This window comes from Streptomyces sp. NBC_00178 (genome assembly GCF_036206005.1).
GTDB lineage: Bacteria > Actinomycetota > Actinomycetes > Streptomycetales > Streptomycetaceae > Streptomyces.
The window spans coordinates 737,084-751,382 of sequence record NZ_CP108143.1; the positions used below are offsets into that span (position 1 = coordinate 737,084).

At 73.3% G+C, this 14,299-nt stretch carries 14 protein-coding genes; 6 read left to right on the forward strand and 8 right to left on the reverse strand.

The features are described 5' to 3' along the window. The first annotated feature begins 152 nt into the window (after nucleotides 1–152). Together OHT61_RS03075 and OHT61_RS03080 are read left to right on the forward strand one after the other, a co-directional pair. A complete protein-coding gene (locus OHT61_RS03075; RefSeq protein WP_329034813.1) occupies nucleotides 153–419 on the forward strand; it encodes a DUF5133 domain-containing protein in 267 nt (88 codons plus the stop codon). 115 nt (nucleotides 420–534) lie between these two features. Then, nucleotides 535–1,173, forward strand: coding sequence for a TMEM175 family protein (locus OHT61_RS03080; protein ID WP_329034815.1), 639 nt, complete (start codon nucleotides 535–537; stop codon nucleotides 1,171–1,173). Nucleotides 1,174–1,266: 93 nt separating this feature from the next. On the opposite strand, the gene OHT61_RS03085 is transcribed toward OHT61_RS03080, so the two are convergent. The 7 genes from OHT61_RS03085 to OHT61_RS03115 all read right to left on the reverse strand — a co-directional run bounded on the left by OHT61_RS03085 (nucleotide 1,267) and on the right by OHT61_RS03115 (nucleotide 8,764). After that, on the reverse strand, nucleotides 1,267–1,623 hold the full coding sequence (locus tag OHT61_RS03085) for a hypothetical protein (protein WP_329034817.1): 357 nt from the start codon (nucleotides 1,621–1,623) through the stop codon (nucleotides 1,267–1,269). Between the two features lie 158 nt (nucleotides 1,624–1,781). Continuing rightward, nucleotides 1,782–3,500: an acyl-CoA dehydrogenase family protein gene (locus tag OHT61_RS03090; protein ID WP_329034819.1), complete on the reverse strand. Its 1,719-nt coding sequence runs from the start codon at nucleotides 3,498–3,500 to the stop codon at nucleotides 1,782–1,784. 47 nt (nucleotides 3,501–3,547) lie between these two features. Further along, a complete protein-coding gene (locus OHT61_RS03095) occupies nucleotides 3,548–4,114 on the reverse strand; it encodes a PadR family transcriptional regulator (RefSeq protein ID WP_329034820.1) in 567 nt (188 codons plus the stop codon). Between the two features lie 162 nt (nucleotides 4,115–4,276). Further along, a complete protein-coding gene (locus tag OHT61_RS03100) occupies nucleotides 4,277–5,206 on the reverse strand; it encodes an oxidoreductase (protein WP_329034821.1) in 930 nt (309 codons plus the stop codon). 75 nt (nucleotides 5,207–5,281) lie between these two features. Then, nucleotides 5,282–6,937 (reverse strand): MFS transporter, encoded by a 1,656-nt coding sequence (locus OHT61_RS03105; RefSeq protein ID WP_443049352.1) that lies wholly within the window; start codon nucleotides 6,935–6,937, stop codon nucleotides 5,282–5,284. Nucleotides 6,938–7,009: 72 nt separating this feature from the next. Then, nucleotides 7,010–7,564, reverse strand: a complete 555-nt coding sequence (locus tag OHT61_RS03110; protein ID WP_329034822.1) for an NUDIX hydrolase — start codon at nucleotides 7,562–7,564, stop codon at nucleotides 7,010–7,012. Between the two features lie 60 nt (nucleotides 7,565–7,624). Further along, a complete protein-coding gene (locus tag OHT61_RS03115; protein WP_329034824.1) occupies nucleotides 7,625–8,764 on the reverse strand; it encodes a PP2C family protein-serine/threonine phosphatase in 1,140 nt (379 codons plus the stop codon). 226 nt (nucleotides 8,765–8,990) lie between these two features. On the opposite strand from OHT61_RS03115, the gene OHT61_RS03120 reads away from it, so the two are divergent. Further along, the gene (locus OHT61_RS03120; RefSeq protein ID WP_329034826.1) at nucleotides 8,991–9,710 is read left to right on the forward strand and encodes a DUF4232 domain-containing protein; all 720 of its coding nucleotides are present in this window, start codon (nucleotides 8,991–8,993) and stop codon (nucleotides 9,708–9,710) included. 80 nt (nucleotides 9,711–9,790) lie between these two features. Here OHT61_RS03120 and OHT61_RS03125 read toward each other — a convergent pair whose 3' ends face one another. Further along, the gene (locus OHT61_RS03125) at nucleotides 9,791–10,690 is read right to left on the reverse strand and encodes an aminoglycoside phosphotransferase family protein (RefSeq protein ID WP_329034828.1); all 900 of its coding nucleotides are present in this window, start codon (nucleotides 10,688–10,690) and stop codon (nucleotides 9,791–9,793) included. A gap of 272 nt (nucleotides 10,691–10,962) precedes the next feature. Here OHT61_RS03125 and OHT61_RS03130 point away from each other — a divergent pair, with 272 nt between their 5' ends. From OHT61_RS03130 to OHT61_RS03140, 3 genes are all read left to right on the forward strand, one after another. Then, a complete protein-coding gene (locus tag OHT61_RS03130) occupies nucleotides 10,963–12,051 on the forward strand; it encodes a tetratricopeptide repeat protein (RefSeq protein WP_329034830.1) in 1,089 nt (362 codons plus the stop codon). Nucleotides 12,052–12,059: 8 nt separating this feature from the next. Then, on the forward strand, nucleotides 12,060–13,157 hold the full coding sequence (locus OHT61_RS03135) for a polyprenyl synthetase family protein (RefSeq protein ID WP_329034833.1): 1,098 nt from the start codon (nucleotides 12,060–12,062) through the stop codon (nucleotides 13,155–13,157). A 131-nt stretch (nucleotides 13,158–13,288) separates the two neighbouring features. Next, the gene (locus OHT61_RS03140; RefSeq protein ID WP_329034834.1) at nucleotides 13,289–14,086 is read left to right on the forward strand and encodes an SDR family NAD(P)-dependent oxidoreductase; all 798 of its coding nucleotides are present in this window, start codon (nucleotides 13,289–13,291) and stop codon (nucleotides 14,084–14,086) included. Nucleotides 14,087–14,299 lie beyond the last annotated feature (213 nt).

Consider the following 14,299-nt stretch of genomic DNA (forward strand, 5'->3'; position numbering starts at 1 on the left):
GTACCCGGACGAGGGCCCGCCCGCCTCTCCGCACGACGAGTCCGCACGCCCGGACGTATTCCGCCGTCGAGGGGGTAGGCGCGTGATGCCGGCCCACCCGACGACGCGTTGTCCGGCACCGGACCTGGATCGACCCAGAGGAGAAACCTGCTGTGCTGACACCCAGTCCTCAGGACCTGCGAGTCGCCCTCGCGCGCTACGCCGACGCCCGCATCGAGGACGCGCGTCGTTCCACCGACGCCACCGCGCGTGCCGTCGAGGACGCCACCTACACGCTCTGCGTGATGACCGGCACCCGGGACATCCCGCAGGCGCTCCACATCGCCGACACCATGCTCGGCATGCGGACGCCCGCCTCCCCCACGGCCGCCGGTCCGCACCGGGGACTCCAGCAGGACGACAGCCTCCAGGCGGCCTGAGCATCCGTCAGCACGGCTCGCAGCACGGCGGGATGACCGGGGCGGGACAGCTCCGGCATGCCCGCCGTCGGCCTAATCCAGGGCGTCGCGACGGCGGCCCGGGGAGTCTGAACGGGTGGACGACACCCTGGCCGGCAGCGGCGCGGAGAAGAACGCCGAACGTCTGACGGCCCTGTCCGACGGCATCTTCGCGATCGCCATGACACTCCTGGTCCTCGACGTGCGCATTCCACCGGGACGGAGCGCCGCCGGCTTCAGGGAAGCCTTCCTCGACGTGCTTCCGGATCTGGGTGCCTACGCCCTGAGCTTCTGGATCCTGGCCGGCTTCTGGCGCGACCACCGGCGGATCGTGCGGCTGGTTCCGCCCACCGAGAAGCTGCCGCTCAGGCTGGCGCTCGTCTGGCTCGGCGCCATCGCGCTCATCCCCTTCCCGACCTCACTGCTGTCCGAGTACGCCGACCAGCCGCTGGCCGTCGCGGTGTACGCGGGCACGGTGTCCGTCACCAACCTGCTGGAACTCGCGGTGCTCAGAACGGGCCTGAAGGGCTCCGGGCCCCATGGCCCGGCCACGGAGTACACGGTCAGGTCGGTGTCGGCGGACCTGGTGTGCACGGCCACGGTGTTCGCGGTCAGCGTGCCCCTCGCCTACGGCTTCTCGACCGCGGTCGCCCTGTGGTCCTGGCTGGTCCTCGTGCCGGCCAAGATCGTCCTGGGGCGCAGGTTCCCCGACAGGCCCCCGTCGGCGGCCGTCTGACCCGCCGTCCGTCCCGCCTGCCGGGCACGCGGGACGGACGGAGGCCGGCACCGTCCCGGCACCGGCCTCGTCACGCGTCCGCCCGTGCCGCCGTCACGCGGGGGCGACGACGAGTGATTCGTAGTACGCGCCCAGCTTCCGCAGGTAGAAGAGGTCACCCGTGTCCTGGTCCCGCTCGAAGCGCGGGGCTTCCTTGATCTGCTCCTTGGTGCACCTGACCTTGATCACCCGTTCGGTGTCGTCGACGCCGGTCACCATGCCGGCCGGGACGACGACACTCCTCCCGAACTTCCAGACGCCCGCGTCGACCACGAGGTGGTCGTATCCCGGGACGGGCGAGAGCCTGACGACGGTGCCGACGCTCCCGTCGGGCGCCTCCACACCGTATTCGACCAGGTCGTCGCCCAGGGAACGGTTCAGCTCGGCCGGACAGGCCCAGACGGTGTTCATTGTCGCCTCCTCCTGGCAGCCGACCGTTCCGGCCGCCGGACCTTCCATATGCCCCGCCGAGCGCACCCGAAGCGCGGAGGGAGGAGGTGTTGTCGGCCAATCGGCGGTGCGGCCGGGACGTGCGCCGCCCCCGGCGGAGGGGGCGGCGGCGTTCCCTCCTACGGAGCCATCTCGTACGCACCCGCGAGGGCTTCGACGCGCTCCCATATCCGGGCCGAGCGGGCGCCGTCGACGACGGGACGCCGCACGGCGGCGACGGCCCAGTCCTGCTGCGCCCCGGTGGCCGAGTCCTTGCCGTGCAGTTCGACGGCGTACGCGGAGAAGTCGCGCACGAGGACGGAGAACAGTTCGTCGAGCACGTCCTCGTCCAGGTCGGTCAGGCGGGCCTGCTCCAGGATCAGCTGGCCGTGCACCATGAGGGCGAAGAGCTGCCCCACGGACAGCAGGAGGTCCAGGTCGCGGCTCTGCTCCTCGTCGGGTGCGTGGTGGGTGACGAACTCGCACAGGGCGTCGGCCTGCTCCCTGAAGCGGGCGACGTTGGGTACCGCCGCGTAGGCGTCGTACGCGGGCCGCCAGTCGTGGAACCTCACGGAACCGAGACCGCGCGCGGGCCCCTGCCGGAAGAGGAACGCGTCGTCGGCAGCGTCCGCGCGCGTACCCACGGGCTCGTGGGCGACCGGGTCCAGCAGGTGGTTGCGCAGGAACTTCAGGATGAGGGCGAGGTTGACGTGGACGGTGCCCTCGAGCTTCGGCAGGCCGCGGATCTCGACGGCGGCCTGCGCGAAGTAGGTGTCCTTCTCGAAGCCCTTGGCCGCGATGACGTCCCACATGAGGTCGATGACGCGCTCGCCCTCCGTGGTCACCTTCATCTTGGTCATCGGGTTGAACAGGAGGTACCGCCGGTCGTCCGGGCCGGCCGAGCGGAAGTAGTCGACGGCGCGGTCACTGAACAGCTTCATGCCGACGAGCCGGACGTAGGCGTCGGCGAGCTCCCGGCGCACGTGCGGGAAGGCCGTCACGGGACGCCCGTACAGGATGCGCGTGTGGGCGTGGGTGACTGCCTCGTACATCGCGTGCTCGCAGATGCCGATCGAGGCCGTGCAGAGGTTGAACTTGCCCACGTTGACCGTGTTGAGGGCGGCGTCGAAGGCATCCCGCCCCGTGTGCAGGACGTCGTCTGCCGAGACCGGGTAGGCGTCGAGGCGGAACTCGCTCACGTACTTGGAGGAGTCGACGACGTTCTTCACCAGGTGGTAGGCGGGGTGGCGGCTGTCCGCCGCGAAGAAGACGTAGCCGTCCGGGCCCTCCACGTCGGTGCGGCGGCCGAAGACGGAGACGAGCCCGGCGGCGTTGCCGTTGCCTATGTAGTACTTGGATCCGGTGGCGAGGAACCCGCCGTCGCCGTCGGGCTCCAGCAGCATGTCGGTGGAGTAGATGTCGGCGCCGTGCGCCTTCTCGGACAGGCCGAAGGCGAACACCTCCCCCTGGGCCAGGAGGTCCGCGGCCCTGCTGCGGGCGGCGGCGTTGTCGCTCTGCCAGACCGGGCCGAGGCCCAGGATGGTCACCTGCCAGGCGTACCAGTAGTCGAGCCCGTAGAACCCGAAGATCTCGTTCAGGGCGGCGATCCGGGCCGTGTCCCAGCGCTGGCCGTCCCGGCTCGCGTCGGACGCGGGGGTGAGGAAGGTGGCGAACAGCCCTTCCTTGGACGCGAACGCGAGGAAGTCCCCCAGCCAGGCGCGCGACCGGTAGTCCTCGATGAGCCGGCGCTTGCCGCGGTCCTCGAACCAGTCGACGGTGGCGCGGAGCAGCCTGCGGGTCTCGGGGTCGAAGTGCGCCGGATCGTAGGTACGCGGGTTGAACAGCAGCGGGTCGGCCATGGTGATACGCCTTCCGGAGGATCGGGGACGGGAGGGGGCGGGGCGGTTCAGGCGCGGGGCGGGGTGCCGCCGAGCCGTCGGAGGGTGGCGAGCACGTCGTCGAGCCAGGCCACGGTCATGCGCTCGTAGGCGATGCCGCCGCGCAGCACCACGTGCTGCAGCTCCTGGCCGGGGTCGAGCGGTGCCGGGGCGCCGGGACCGGTGAAGTCGCGCAGCTCCCCGGCGAGGTAGTGCGTGAGGCGGTCGCTGTGCGCCGCGTGGTGGCGCTCGACCTCGCGGAGCAGGGCGGCCGGGTCGTCGAAGGCCGCCCCCCGGATCTTCACGGCGAGGTCGTGACGGATGCTCTCGGGTTCGATCGGTTCGTGCAGCCACGCGGAGAGGACGGCGCGGCCGGGATCCGCGACGGAGTACTCGCGCTTGTCGGGGCGGCGCTCCTGCGGGACGTCGCGGACGTCGAGCAGGCCGTCGCCCTCCATGCGTTTGAGGACTCGGTAGATCTGCTGGTGCGAGGCGGTCCAGAAGTAGCCGATGGACCGCTCGAACCTCCGGGCGAGCTCGTAGCCGGAGCCGGGCTTCTCCAGCAGGGAGACGAGGATCGCGTGTTCGAGCGCCATGCCCCGATCGTGCTGTGCAACTTGTTGCATAGCAAGCGGCGGCGGCCCGGTGAGACACGCCTCACTCGGCGGCGGCTCGTCGGGGGGCCTCCCGGCCGGACGGCCGGGAGGCCCCCACCCGCGTCGCGCTCTGCCGCGCCGCCGCGTGGAGGGCCGTCGTCGTCAGATGACGTCACCGGCGATCCCGGTCAGGCAGACCGACTCCTGCCACAGTGCCAGCGCCATGTTCATGTCCTGGGCGCGCGCCGACATGCGCGCGGGTCCCGGTGCGCCCCTGGTCTCGCCGAGCAGCCGGGGACCGTAGTAGCTCCCGCCGGGCGCGTCCGGCACCGTGGCCGTGTACAGCGTGGGCAGGGCTCCGGCGGAGGCCGGCTGCGTGAAGACGCGTGTGGCGCGTTCGAGCTTCGCCGCCCAGGTCCGTCCGGCCAGGCGCGGGCCCGCCTGCCCCAGCTCCGTCGCGGACAGACCGGGGTGGGCGGCCAGCGCGAGCACCTGCTTGTCCGCCGCGTCCGCCCTGCGTTGGAGTTCCGCGGTGAAGAGCAGGTTGGCCAGCTTCGACTGCGCGTAGGCACGCCACTTGTCGTATCCGCGTTCGGCGTTGAGGTTGTCGAAGTCGATGCGGCCGATGCGGTGGGCGAGCGACGAGAGGGTCACGACCCGGGAGGGACCGCCGGCCCCGAGGAGCGGCATGAGGTGCAGCGTGAGCGCGAAGTGGCCGAGGTGGTTGGTGCCGAACTGCATCTCGAACCCGTCGGCGGTGCGCAGCAGGGGCAGGGCCATCACGCCCGCGTTGTTCACCAGGAGGTCGAGCCTGCCGTCGGTCTCCTTGGCGATCCGGCCGGCGGCCTCCTCGACGGCCGACAGGTCCGCCAGGTCGAGCGCGACGAGCCGGGTGTCCGATCGCGGCGCGGCGCGGCGCACGGCCTCCAGCGCGCACCGTCCGCGCTCGCGATCACGGCAGGCGAGGATGGTCCTGGCGCCGGACCGTGCCAGGACGAGCGCGGTCACCGCCCCGATTCCGCTGTTGGCACCGGTGACCACCGCGGTGGTGCCGGAGAGGTCGGGCATGTCGTCGAGGGTCCATGAGTGCATGCGTTACGCCTCCCCCGCGACGGCGGCCGCACACCCCCGGGCCGGTCACCGGGAGCGCGGGTCCGGCTCGCGCCGTCAGCCGGCTTCCGGCTCCCGGGGCTTCGGGTCCGGGTCCGGTGCGGCGGGCGTGTCCGTCGCGGTGTCCGCCGTGACCCGGGTCCCGGGGTGCCACAACGAGCAGAGGAAGGCGATGGCGAGCGCGATGGCCATCCCGTTGAAGACCCACTGGTTCGCCTCGGCGAAATCCATCCTGACGGCGTCCATCGAGTCCCGCATCAGGGCGGCGATCCGCCCGTCGCCGCCCGGTTCCTTCGCGTCCGCGTGTCCGGTGACCGCCTCCGCGACCGACCGGGCCGCCTCGCGGGCGGGTCCGTCCGGCACGCCCTTCGAGGTGAGGGTCTCGACGACCTTGTCGGTGGTCACGTGCGTCAGGACGGTGCCGAACACCGCGATGCCGATGCTGGCCGCGTAGTTGCGCAGGGTCTGGGTGATGCCCGTGACCTCGCCGTACGACGCGCCGATCGACCGGTTGACCGCGTCGGTGGAGGCCGGGGCCAGGAGGAAGCCGATGCCCGCACCGGCGAGCGCGGCGTACGGCCACTGGTCGTGGATCGAGAGGTCGGTCAGCTTGCCCGCCCACAGGGCGAATCCGACCGCGCCGAGGGCCGTGCCCAGCTTCATCGCCGGCCGGGCCCCCCGCCGGTCCAGGATCCGGCCGCCCCACTGGGACGCGATTCCGAAGCCGATGAAGAAGTACAGCAGGTACAGCGCGGCCTGGTTCGGCGAGGCGCTCAGGGAGACCTGCGCGTAGACGGAGGCGAAGAAGAACACGGGGACGAAGGCCGTCATCGCGAAGAACAGCACGAGGGAGTCGACGGTGAACGCCCGGTCGCGGAAGACCCGCAGGGTGATGAGGGGCTCGGCCACCCCGAGCTCGTACCGGCAGAACACCGCGAGCACGGCGAGGCCGCCCACGATGCAGGCCCAGGTGGCCGCGCTGCTCCAGCCCCACGCCGAGGCCTGCTGGAAGCCGAGCACGCTCAGCCCCATCCCGACGGCGACGAGGACCGCGCCGGGTACGTCGAGCCGCTCGCGCCTGCGTTCCTCGGGGATGCGGGCCAGGGCGGCGAGGACCAGTGCGACGACGGCGACCGGCACGTTCACCCAGAAGATCGCGCGCCACGTCCAGTCCGTCAGCCAGCCGCCGAGCAGCGGCCCGACGGCGGTGAGCGCCCCCGACAGTCCGAAGAAGAGCGCCAGCGCACGTCCGCGCCGCTCGACCGGGAAGACGGAGATGACGACGGCGAGAGCCGCGGGGAACAGGAGCGCCGCGCCGAACCCCTGGGTGGCGCGGAAGACGATGAGCCACTCCTGGGCGAAATCGCCGGTGGGCACGCATCCGCAGAGCACCGAGGAGACGACGAAGACGAGCGTGCCGGTCAGCATCACCCGGCGGTGCCCCATGATGTCGGCGAGGCGCCCGCCGAGTGCGAAGAAGGCGGCAAGGGAGAGCAGGTAGGCGTTGACGACCCATTGCATCCCCGAGGCCGAGAGACCGAGTTCGTCGATGATGCTCGGCGCGGCGATGGCGACGATGGTCTGGTCGATGAAGGTCATCGACACGGCGAACAGCATCGCCGCGAGAGCGAGGGTCTGACTGGCCGTGCCCTGTCCGTCCCGGGCCCCGGCGGGGTCCTGGCCGGGGCCCGGAGGGCCTCTGTGCTTGCGCATGATCCGAGTCTGGGCCGCACGTGGGCCGGGCGCACATCGGGGCGGGCCGCCCGGTGCGGCGGCGGCCGTGGTTCAGTCCTTCCTGACGAGCAGTCCGGCCGCGAGGAGTCCGGCGTGGCCCATGTCCGCGTCGGTGTACTCGCCGCCCAGCAGATGGGCGACGAACGCGTCCTGCTCCAGGGTGAACGGCTCGACGAACTCCTCGGCGTCGGGTGTGGGTTCGGAGACCTTCCGGCAGCCGCGCGCCAGCACCCCGTACCGCACGTGGGTCGCGTAGGACGCCAGGTACGTCCTCAGGAAGATCTCCAGCGTCCCCGCCCGGTATCCGCTCTCCTCGAGCAGTTCGCGCGCCGCCGCGTCCAGCACCTCCTCACCGGGCTCGACCATGCCGCCCGGGAGCTCCGCCAGGACCTTGCCGGGCCCGGGACGGAACTGGCGTACGAGAACGCCCCGCCCGTCCTCCGTGAAGGCGACGAGGGCGACCGTGGGCGAGCCGTGGAGGATGTCCCACCGGGAGTCCTTGCCGTCGGGCTGGACGTAGGTACGGCAGCTCACCGTCAGGTAGCCGGCCGGCTCGGGGCGCTCGCTCTTCAGCGCCCATGTCAATGCGTCAGGGCTCTTCGTCACGCACGGGATCATGTCCATCCCACAGCGGGACAAACGGGTCGGATGCCCCGGCCGGACCCCTCACCCCGGAGCGGCGGCCGGGGCGGGCCGGTGCGGCGGGGGTTCGCGTCCGGCGTGGGCGCGGTGCAGGGCGAGGAGCGCCTGGTCGTCCTTGGGCCGGCCGCCGATGTGCCGCCTGACGTCCTGGATGAGCGCGTCGAGGATCTGTCCGGGCGCGAGGTGGCCGCCGGAGCGCGTGCGGCGGCCGAGGGCGAGGGGCAGACGGGCGACGGGATCGTAGAAGCTTCCGGCGGCGTCCCGGGACTCGGTGATTCCGTCGGTGTAGCAGAGCAGGGTGGAACCGGCCGGGAAGGCATGGCTGTCCACCGGGGCGGACCAGACGCCGAGGTCGCTCATGCCGAGCGGCGGCGCCTCCTCGGAGGCGTCCAGAAGGGTGGCCCGCCCCCGGGCGTCCAGGAGCACGGGAGGCGGATGGCCGCGGTTGACCAGACGCAGGGTCTCCAGGTCCGTGGAGAACTCCACGATGAGCGCGGTGGTGAACCCCTCCGCCTGCTGCTGGCCTCCGCGGCGGCCGCCCTCTCGCAGGAGGGCCCGTTCCAGCCTCGTCACCAGCTGCGGGAGGTCCTCGGCCTCGTCCGCCGCGTACCGGAAGGCGCCGAGGTCGGCGCTGACGGCGCTGACCGCGCCGAGCCCCTTGCCCCGTACGTCGCCGACCATGACGCGGATGCCGAACGGGGTGCTCTGCACCACGTACAGGTCCCCTCCGATCAGGGCCTCGCTCTCGGCCGGCACGTACCGCGCGTCGATGTGCAGGTCGCCCAGACGTGACGGCGGCCTGGGCAGCACGGCGTGCTGGGCGACGGCGGCGACGTGCTGCGCGCGCCTCGCGCGGGCGTCCTGTGTGCGCAGCGTGCGGTGGATCAGGACGGCGAGGGCGGTGACCGCCGCCAGGGTGATCTGGTTGGCCAGGCCCGCACGCCAGCCGAAGGTGCCGTCGAGGCGTGCGAGGAAGGCGTGGACGATCATCGCCGTCACACCGGTCCCGATGATCCCGCGCACCCCGAAGAGCGGCGCCGCCGCGACCGGTGCCGCTATCAGGAGCGGCGCGGACGTGACGTCGTGCGGGGTGACCAGGTCGATCACCACGGCCAGCACGATGAGGCCTACGGGGATCCACTGGGTTCTCGGCGGGTGCGGCACTCCCCCACGTTGCCCGCCGGGGCGCCCCTCCGCATCCGGGCGAACCGCCGTTCGACGCACATGGCGGGGGTGTCGGGCGGGCACGAGCCCTCGCGGTGGCGGGCCGGCAGATGGCCGTCCGTGCGCGGTGACCTCCGGCCGGCGGGCGGCCACCTGCGGCAAACTCGCGTGTATCAGGCATGCACGTGCTCGTACGGAGCAACCGGTGCCTCACCGAGGGGAACTCATGCACCTTCAGAAGACGTCCGCCGTCCTCGTCGCCGCGGTCGCGGCGGTCTTTTCGCTCAGCGCCTGTACCGGGGGCGGAGCGGGCGGCGGTGCGCACCCGGGCGCGTCGGCGAAGACGTCCTCCGGGGCCGGCGCCGCGGCGAGTCCGAGCGCCACCGGGAGCCCGGGTGGCGCGGGGAGCCCGGGTGGCGCGGGGAGTCCGAGCGCCGCCGGGAGTCCGAGCGGCGCCACGAGTCCGGGTGACACCGCCGCACCCGGGAGCCGGGGGCCCGAGGCGGGAGACGCCCAGGCGTCCGCCTCCGCCGACGGCTCCTCGGCAGCCGAGGGCAGCTTCTGCCGGACCTCGCAACTGACGTTCAGCAGCTCCGGCGGAAGGGCGGAGGGCGAGGTACTGATCAACCTGAAGAACGCCGGCTCCACCACCTGCACGATGCACGGATTCCCCGGCCTGGATCTGAGCGGCAAGGACGGCACCGTGAGCGCCGCGCGCGGGGACCGGCCTGTTCCGGTGGTCACGCTGGCGCCCGGGGAGGGCACCGGCTTTCCCGTCCACTTCCCGCCGGACGACAGCAGCGGCTCCGGCGTCGCGTTCACCTCGGCGGTCGTGACTCCACCGAACGAGACGCACGCGCACCGCATGCCCCTCTCCGTCGTCGTCCCTGCGGGCGCGGACTCCACGCCGCGCATCACGGTGGAACCGGTCGGCACGGGCACGTAGCCGACGCCCGCGCCCCGGCACCGGCCCGCACGCGGGGCGAAGCACCGGCCGGTCCTGAGGTGCCGTTCGAGGGCGGCCGTTCAGGGGCGGCCCAGGCTCAGCAGGAAGCGGGTCGTCGGATCGTCCCGCCCCGTGCGGAGTCTCGGGACCGCCTCCAGCACGGCGAGGGCGCGGCACCAGGCCAGTACGCGGTCCTGCGACAAGCCCGGGACCAGCCTCGCGAGCCCGTCGATCCCGGCCGTCAGCCCGGCCATCTCCTCGGCTCCCGCCAGGACCCAGTCCACGGCGTCGAAGTCCGGATCGCCGAGCGCCGGCCGGGGATCGATCGCGACGGCGCGCCCCTCGGGGCCCGTGAGCACGTTGCCCGGGTGCAGGTCGCCGTGGACGAGTCCCATGGGTCCGCTGCTCGCCAGGCGCAGGGCGGCTTCACGTGACCGTTCGCATACGGTCCGGTCGAGAGCGAGGTGCGGGCCGGCGTGAGCCGCTCTGCGAGCGGTCAGTTCGAACAGGAACTCCACTCGACGGGCGAGCGGCCGCAGCACCGAGGCTCGTCGAGGGACCGCCGCGGGCATCCGCAGGCCACGCAGCAGAGCGCCCACCTGCGGCAGGCTCCAGCCCGCCTCCAGTACCGGTGTCCCGGGCCGGACCTCCGCGAGGAGCAGCGCCCCGCTCCCCGGGTCCTCCGCCAGGAGGGTGACGACGGACGCCGTACCGGCCCAGGCCGCGAGCCCCTCGGCCTCCTCTGCGGCGACGACGGGATCCGGGGTCAGCTTCAGCCGTACGAGGGTTCCGTCCTCCCGCCGTGTGCAGCGGAAGACGCGCGACGTGCCGCCGCCGCCCGCCTCGTGGACGTCCAGTCCCCAGCGGTCGGACAGCCGCTCCACCAGCGTCGGCAGCCGGTCGCACCAGGCGTGCGCCTCCGGCCCGAAGCGCACGGCCAGCCGCTCACGGACCTCGGGCGTCACCTCGGTCGTGTCCATCCCGCCCCGTTCGCCGTCACCGGCGACCGACCGTACCAGCCGTTGCGCCAGGGCCACTTGGCGCGGCGGGGCGAGCGGCCGGCGGTGTCGCGTCGTCCGTCGCGCTGACGAGACCGGGCCCTTCCCGGTGGCACTCAGGTACCACGCGCAGGACCCGTACGCAGAGGGATTCGGCTACCCCGCACCGCTTCGTAGCGTCGTGATCATCCCCGCGGCCGACCACCGCCGGGACGACGGAATCCGAGGACGGGCGAGTGGAACAGGTGACACGGGTGACTCTGCAGCAACGACCGACGGACAAGGCGTTCGCCCCCGAATACCAGGGCGCGCTCGGCTCCTTGTCGGTGAACTCCTCGCTCACCGACGTGCTGGCGAAGGGGCTCGAGGAACTGCGTGCGGCCGAGCGGGCGGGGCGGCCGGGGGACGTGGCGCGGTGCGGGCTCGCGGTGGCGGAGGCGTACCGGCGGCTGGGGCGCGTGACGGACGCCGACCGCGCCTGGAAGGCGAGTTACCGCGCGGCGCGCTCGGCCGGGGACACCGGGGCGATGGCGTGGGCGCTGTGGAGCGGCGGCACGCTCGCCCGGCAGAAGGGCTCGCTCGCCCTGGCCTACCGGCTGCTCGGGCTCGCGGCCGGACTCGGCGAACGCGGCGGTGACGTGGTGGTGCGCGGCTACTCGCTGGCCGGCCTCGCGGAGACCGGACGCATCCAGGGCGACTACCAGGCCGTCGGTGAACTGCACGAACAACTGCTGGCCGAGGCGCGGAGGCGCGGAGAGGCCAGGCACACGGTGTGGGCGCTGGAGGGCATAGCCCAGATGCACCGGAACACGGGGTCGTACGACCGGGCGCTGGCGCTCTTCGAGGAGGCCGCGGACACGGCGGCCCGGGCCGACGACCGGCGGGGGCGGGCGTGGGCGCTGCGCGGGATCGCCGATGTGGTGTCCGTGCGCGACGGGGATGTGGACCGCGCGCTGGCCCTGCTCGCCGAGGCGGAGTCGGTGTGCCGCGAGATGAAGCTGTCCAGTGCGCTGGCGTACAACCACAAGATGCGCGGCAACGTGCGTTACCGGGCGGCGCGTTACGCCCGGGCCCGCGACGACTACGCGCTGGCTCTCGCGGAGTTCCGGGAGATGGCCGAACCGCGCGGGACCGCGCTCGCGAGGCTCGGCCTGGCCAAGTCGCTGGCCCGGCTCGGGCGGGACCCGGCCGAGACGGCGGCCGAACTGGCCGATCTGCGGGAGACCCTGGACCGGATCGGCCTGCGGCACGCACGGGACATGGTCGACAGGGCGACGGAGGAGCTCGGGGTGGGGCCCCTTCCTGCCGAGGACACAGACGCCGAGGGGGCGGCGGCGCGATGAGCTCCCCGATGACCGCTCGGGCGGGGGGCGCGGCCGCCCGGACGGCCAACGGCCCCTCGGACACCGCGCCGCCGGCGGCCGGGGCCGCGCGCACTCTGACCCGTTGCCGCGGACTGGTGCGGCCCTCACTGTCCGCCGCGATAGCCCGGCTCCACCCGTGGACCGGTGAGATGGCGGCCTTCTCGCTCGGCTGGTGCGAGGCCGGGGGCCGGGCGAGGGTTCCGTCCGCCGAGGGCAAGGGTCTCCGTCAGACTCTCGCCGTGCTGTGCGCCGAGGCCGTCGGCGCACCCGGGGAGAGTGCCGTGGCCGGCGCGGTCGCGGTCGAACTGGTCCACGCCTTCTCGCTGATGCACGACGACATCATGGACGGGGACGGCACGCGGCGCCGACGGGAGACCGTGTGGAAGGCGTACGGCACCGGGCCCGCCGTGCTCGCGGGCGACGCGCTCCTCGCCCTCGCCGTGCAGGTTCTAGCGGAGGTGCCGGGCCCCCGGGCGGGCGCGGCCGTCGGACGCCTGGCGGAGACGCTCGGCGAACTGGTACGCGGCCAGGCGCAGGATCTGCTCTTCGAGTCCCGCCCCTGGACGGGTCCCGAGGCGGTCCGTCCGGACGAGTACCGGGCCATGGCGGAGCTCAAGACGGGGACCCTGCTGGGCTGCGCCGCGGCGCTCGGCGCGCTGACGGGCGGCGCTCCCGCCGGGACCGTCACCGCACTCGGACTGGCGGGGCGCCATCTGGGAGTGGCCTTCCAGGCCGTCGACGATCTGCTCGGCATCTGGGGCGATCCCGTGGTGACGGGGAAGCCCGTGCACAGCGATCTGCGGCAGCACAAGAAGACCTTCCCCGTGCTGGCCGCGCTCGCCGCGGACCCGGTCGGCGCAGGGGACCTGCTCGCGCTCCTGGACTCCGCGCGCCCCCTCGACGGGCAGCGCGCCGAGGAGGCGGCGGCGCTGGTCGATGCCCTTGGAGGCCGCGCCGCCACGGTGGCGGAGGCCCGCCGCCACCTCGACGCCGCCCGGGCCTGCCTGCGGAGCGTGCCGCTCGCCCAGGAGTCCGCGCGCGAGCTGGAGGGGCTGCTGGCCTTCCTGCTGCACCGCACGGCGTGAGCGGGCAGCCCCCCTTTTCTGGACTTGCCGGTCCATTTCCTTTGGCGCACCGTGGACCCGACGCGCCCCGCACTCCGCGATTCCGGAGGGGGCGGCCGTCGTGAATCGTCCGTCAGAAGGGAAACAGTCCGATGAACCTTGAACTGGAAGGCAGGCGCGCGCTCGTCACGGGGTCGAGCGCGGGCCTCGGTGCGGAGATCGTGGAGCGGCTGGCGGCCGAGGGGGCGGCCGTCGTGGTGCACGGGCGGGACGAGGTCCGGGCCGAGGCGGTCGCGAAGGCCGTCCGCGGAGCCGGCGGAAGCGCCACCGTGGCGATCGGAGACATCGGGACGGACACCGGTGCGGACGCGGTCGCGGCGGCGGCGCTCGCGGGCGGACCGGTGGACATCCTGGTCAACAACGCCGGTGTCTACGATCCCGCGGCCGACTGGGGCGGCACGCCGTCCTCCGCGTGGGCGGACATCTACAACATCAACGTCATCGCCGGCGTACGCATGATCCAGCGCCTCGTGCCGGCCATGCGGGAACGCCGCTGGGGACGGGTGATCCAGATCAGCAGCGTCACGGGCCACCTGCCCCAGGCGAGTCAGCCCCACTACGCCGCGTCCAACGCCGCCAGGGACAACCTCGCGGCCTCGCTCGCCCGCGAGCTGGCCCACACCGGCGTCACGTCGAACGCGGTGGCGGCAGGCGGCATCCTCGTCCCCGCCACCCGGAGGATGCTCACCGACCTCGGCCGGGAGAAGGGCTGGGGCGACACCTGGGACGAGATCGAACCGCATGTCGTCGACAACCTGGCACCGAACGACTCCGGGCGGATCGGCCGCCCCGGGGACTACGCCCGGCTGGTGGCGTTCGTCGCGGGCGCCGGGGCCGGGTACATCAACGGCACGACCTTGCGCGTCGACGGAGGATGGCGCGACGCCTGATCCCCGGACGGCCCGGCTTCGGGCACGCCCGACGGGGGTGCGCCGAAGCCGGGCCGCGGCCCCGCGTTCGGGCCGCGTTCGGGCCGCGGCCCCGCGTCCGCCGCCACGCACCCCCCGCGCGCCCCCCTGTTGCGCGCTTCGCTTCGGCGGGCGTGCCCGGCCGTCTGGTCTCCGGGGCTCGCGCCGGGGATCGTCTACGGGCAGGGGGCCCGG

Excerpts from the sequence above, each read along its gene's own strand:
- OHT61_RS03140 (WP_329034834.1), top strand. The coding sequence starts at position 13,289 with ATGAACCTTGAACTGGAAGGCAGGCGCGCGCTCGTCACGGGGTCGAGC.
- OHT61_RS03095 (WP_329034820.1), bottom strand. The coding sequence starts at position 4,114 with ATGGCGCTCGAACACGCGATCCTCGTCTCCCTGCTGGAGAAGCCCGGC.
- OHT61_RS03085 (WP_329034817.1), bottom strand. The coding sequence starts at position 1,623 with ATGAACACCGTCTGGGCCTGTCCGGCCGAGCTGAACCGTTCCCTGGGC.
- OHT61_RS03090 (WP_329034819.1), bottom strand. The coding sequence starts at position 3,500 with ATGGCCGACCCGCTGCTGTTCAACCCGCGTACCTACGATCCGGCGCAC.
- OHT61_RS03100 (WP_329034821.1), bottom strand. The coding sequence starts at position 5,206 with ATGCACTCATGGACCCTCGACGACATGCCCGACCTCTCCGGCACCACC.
- OHT61_RS03135 (WP_329034833.1), top strand. The coding sequence starts at position 12,060 with ATGACCGCTCGGGCGGGGGGCGCGGCCGCCCGGACGGCCAACGGCCCC.
- OHT61_RS03120 (WP_329034826.1), top strand. The coding sequence starts at position 8,991 with ATGCACCTTCAGAAGACGTCCGCCGTCCTCGTCGCCGCGGTCGCGGCG.
- OHT61_RS03105 (WP_443049352.1), bottom strand. The coding sequence starts at position 6,937 with ATGCGCAAGCACAGAGGCCCTCCGGGCCCCGGCCAGGACCCCGCCGGG.
- OHT61_RS03125 (WP_329034828.1), bottom strand. The coding sequence starts at position 10,690 with ATGGACACGACCGAGGTGACGCCCGAGGTCCGTGAGCGGCTGGCCGTG.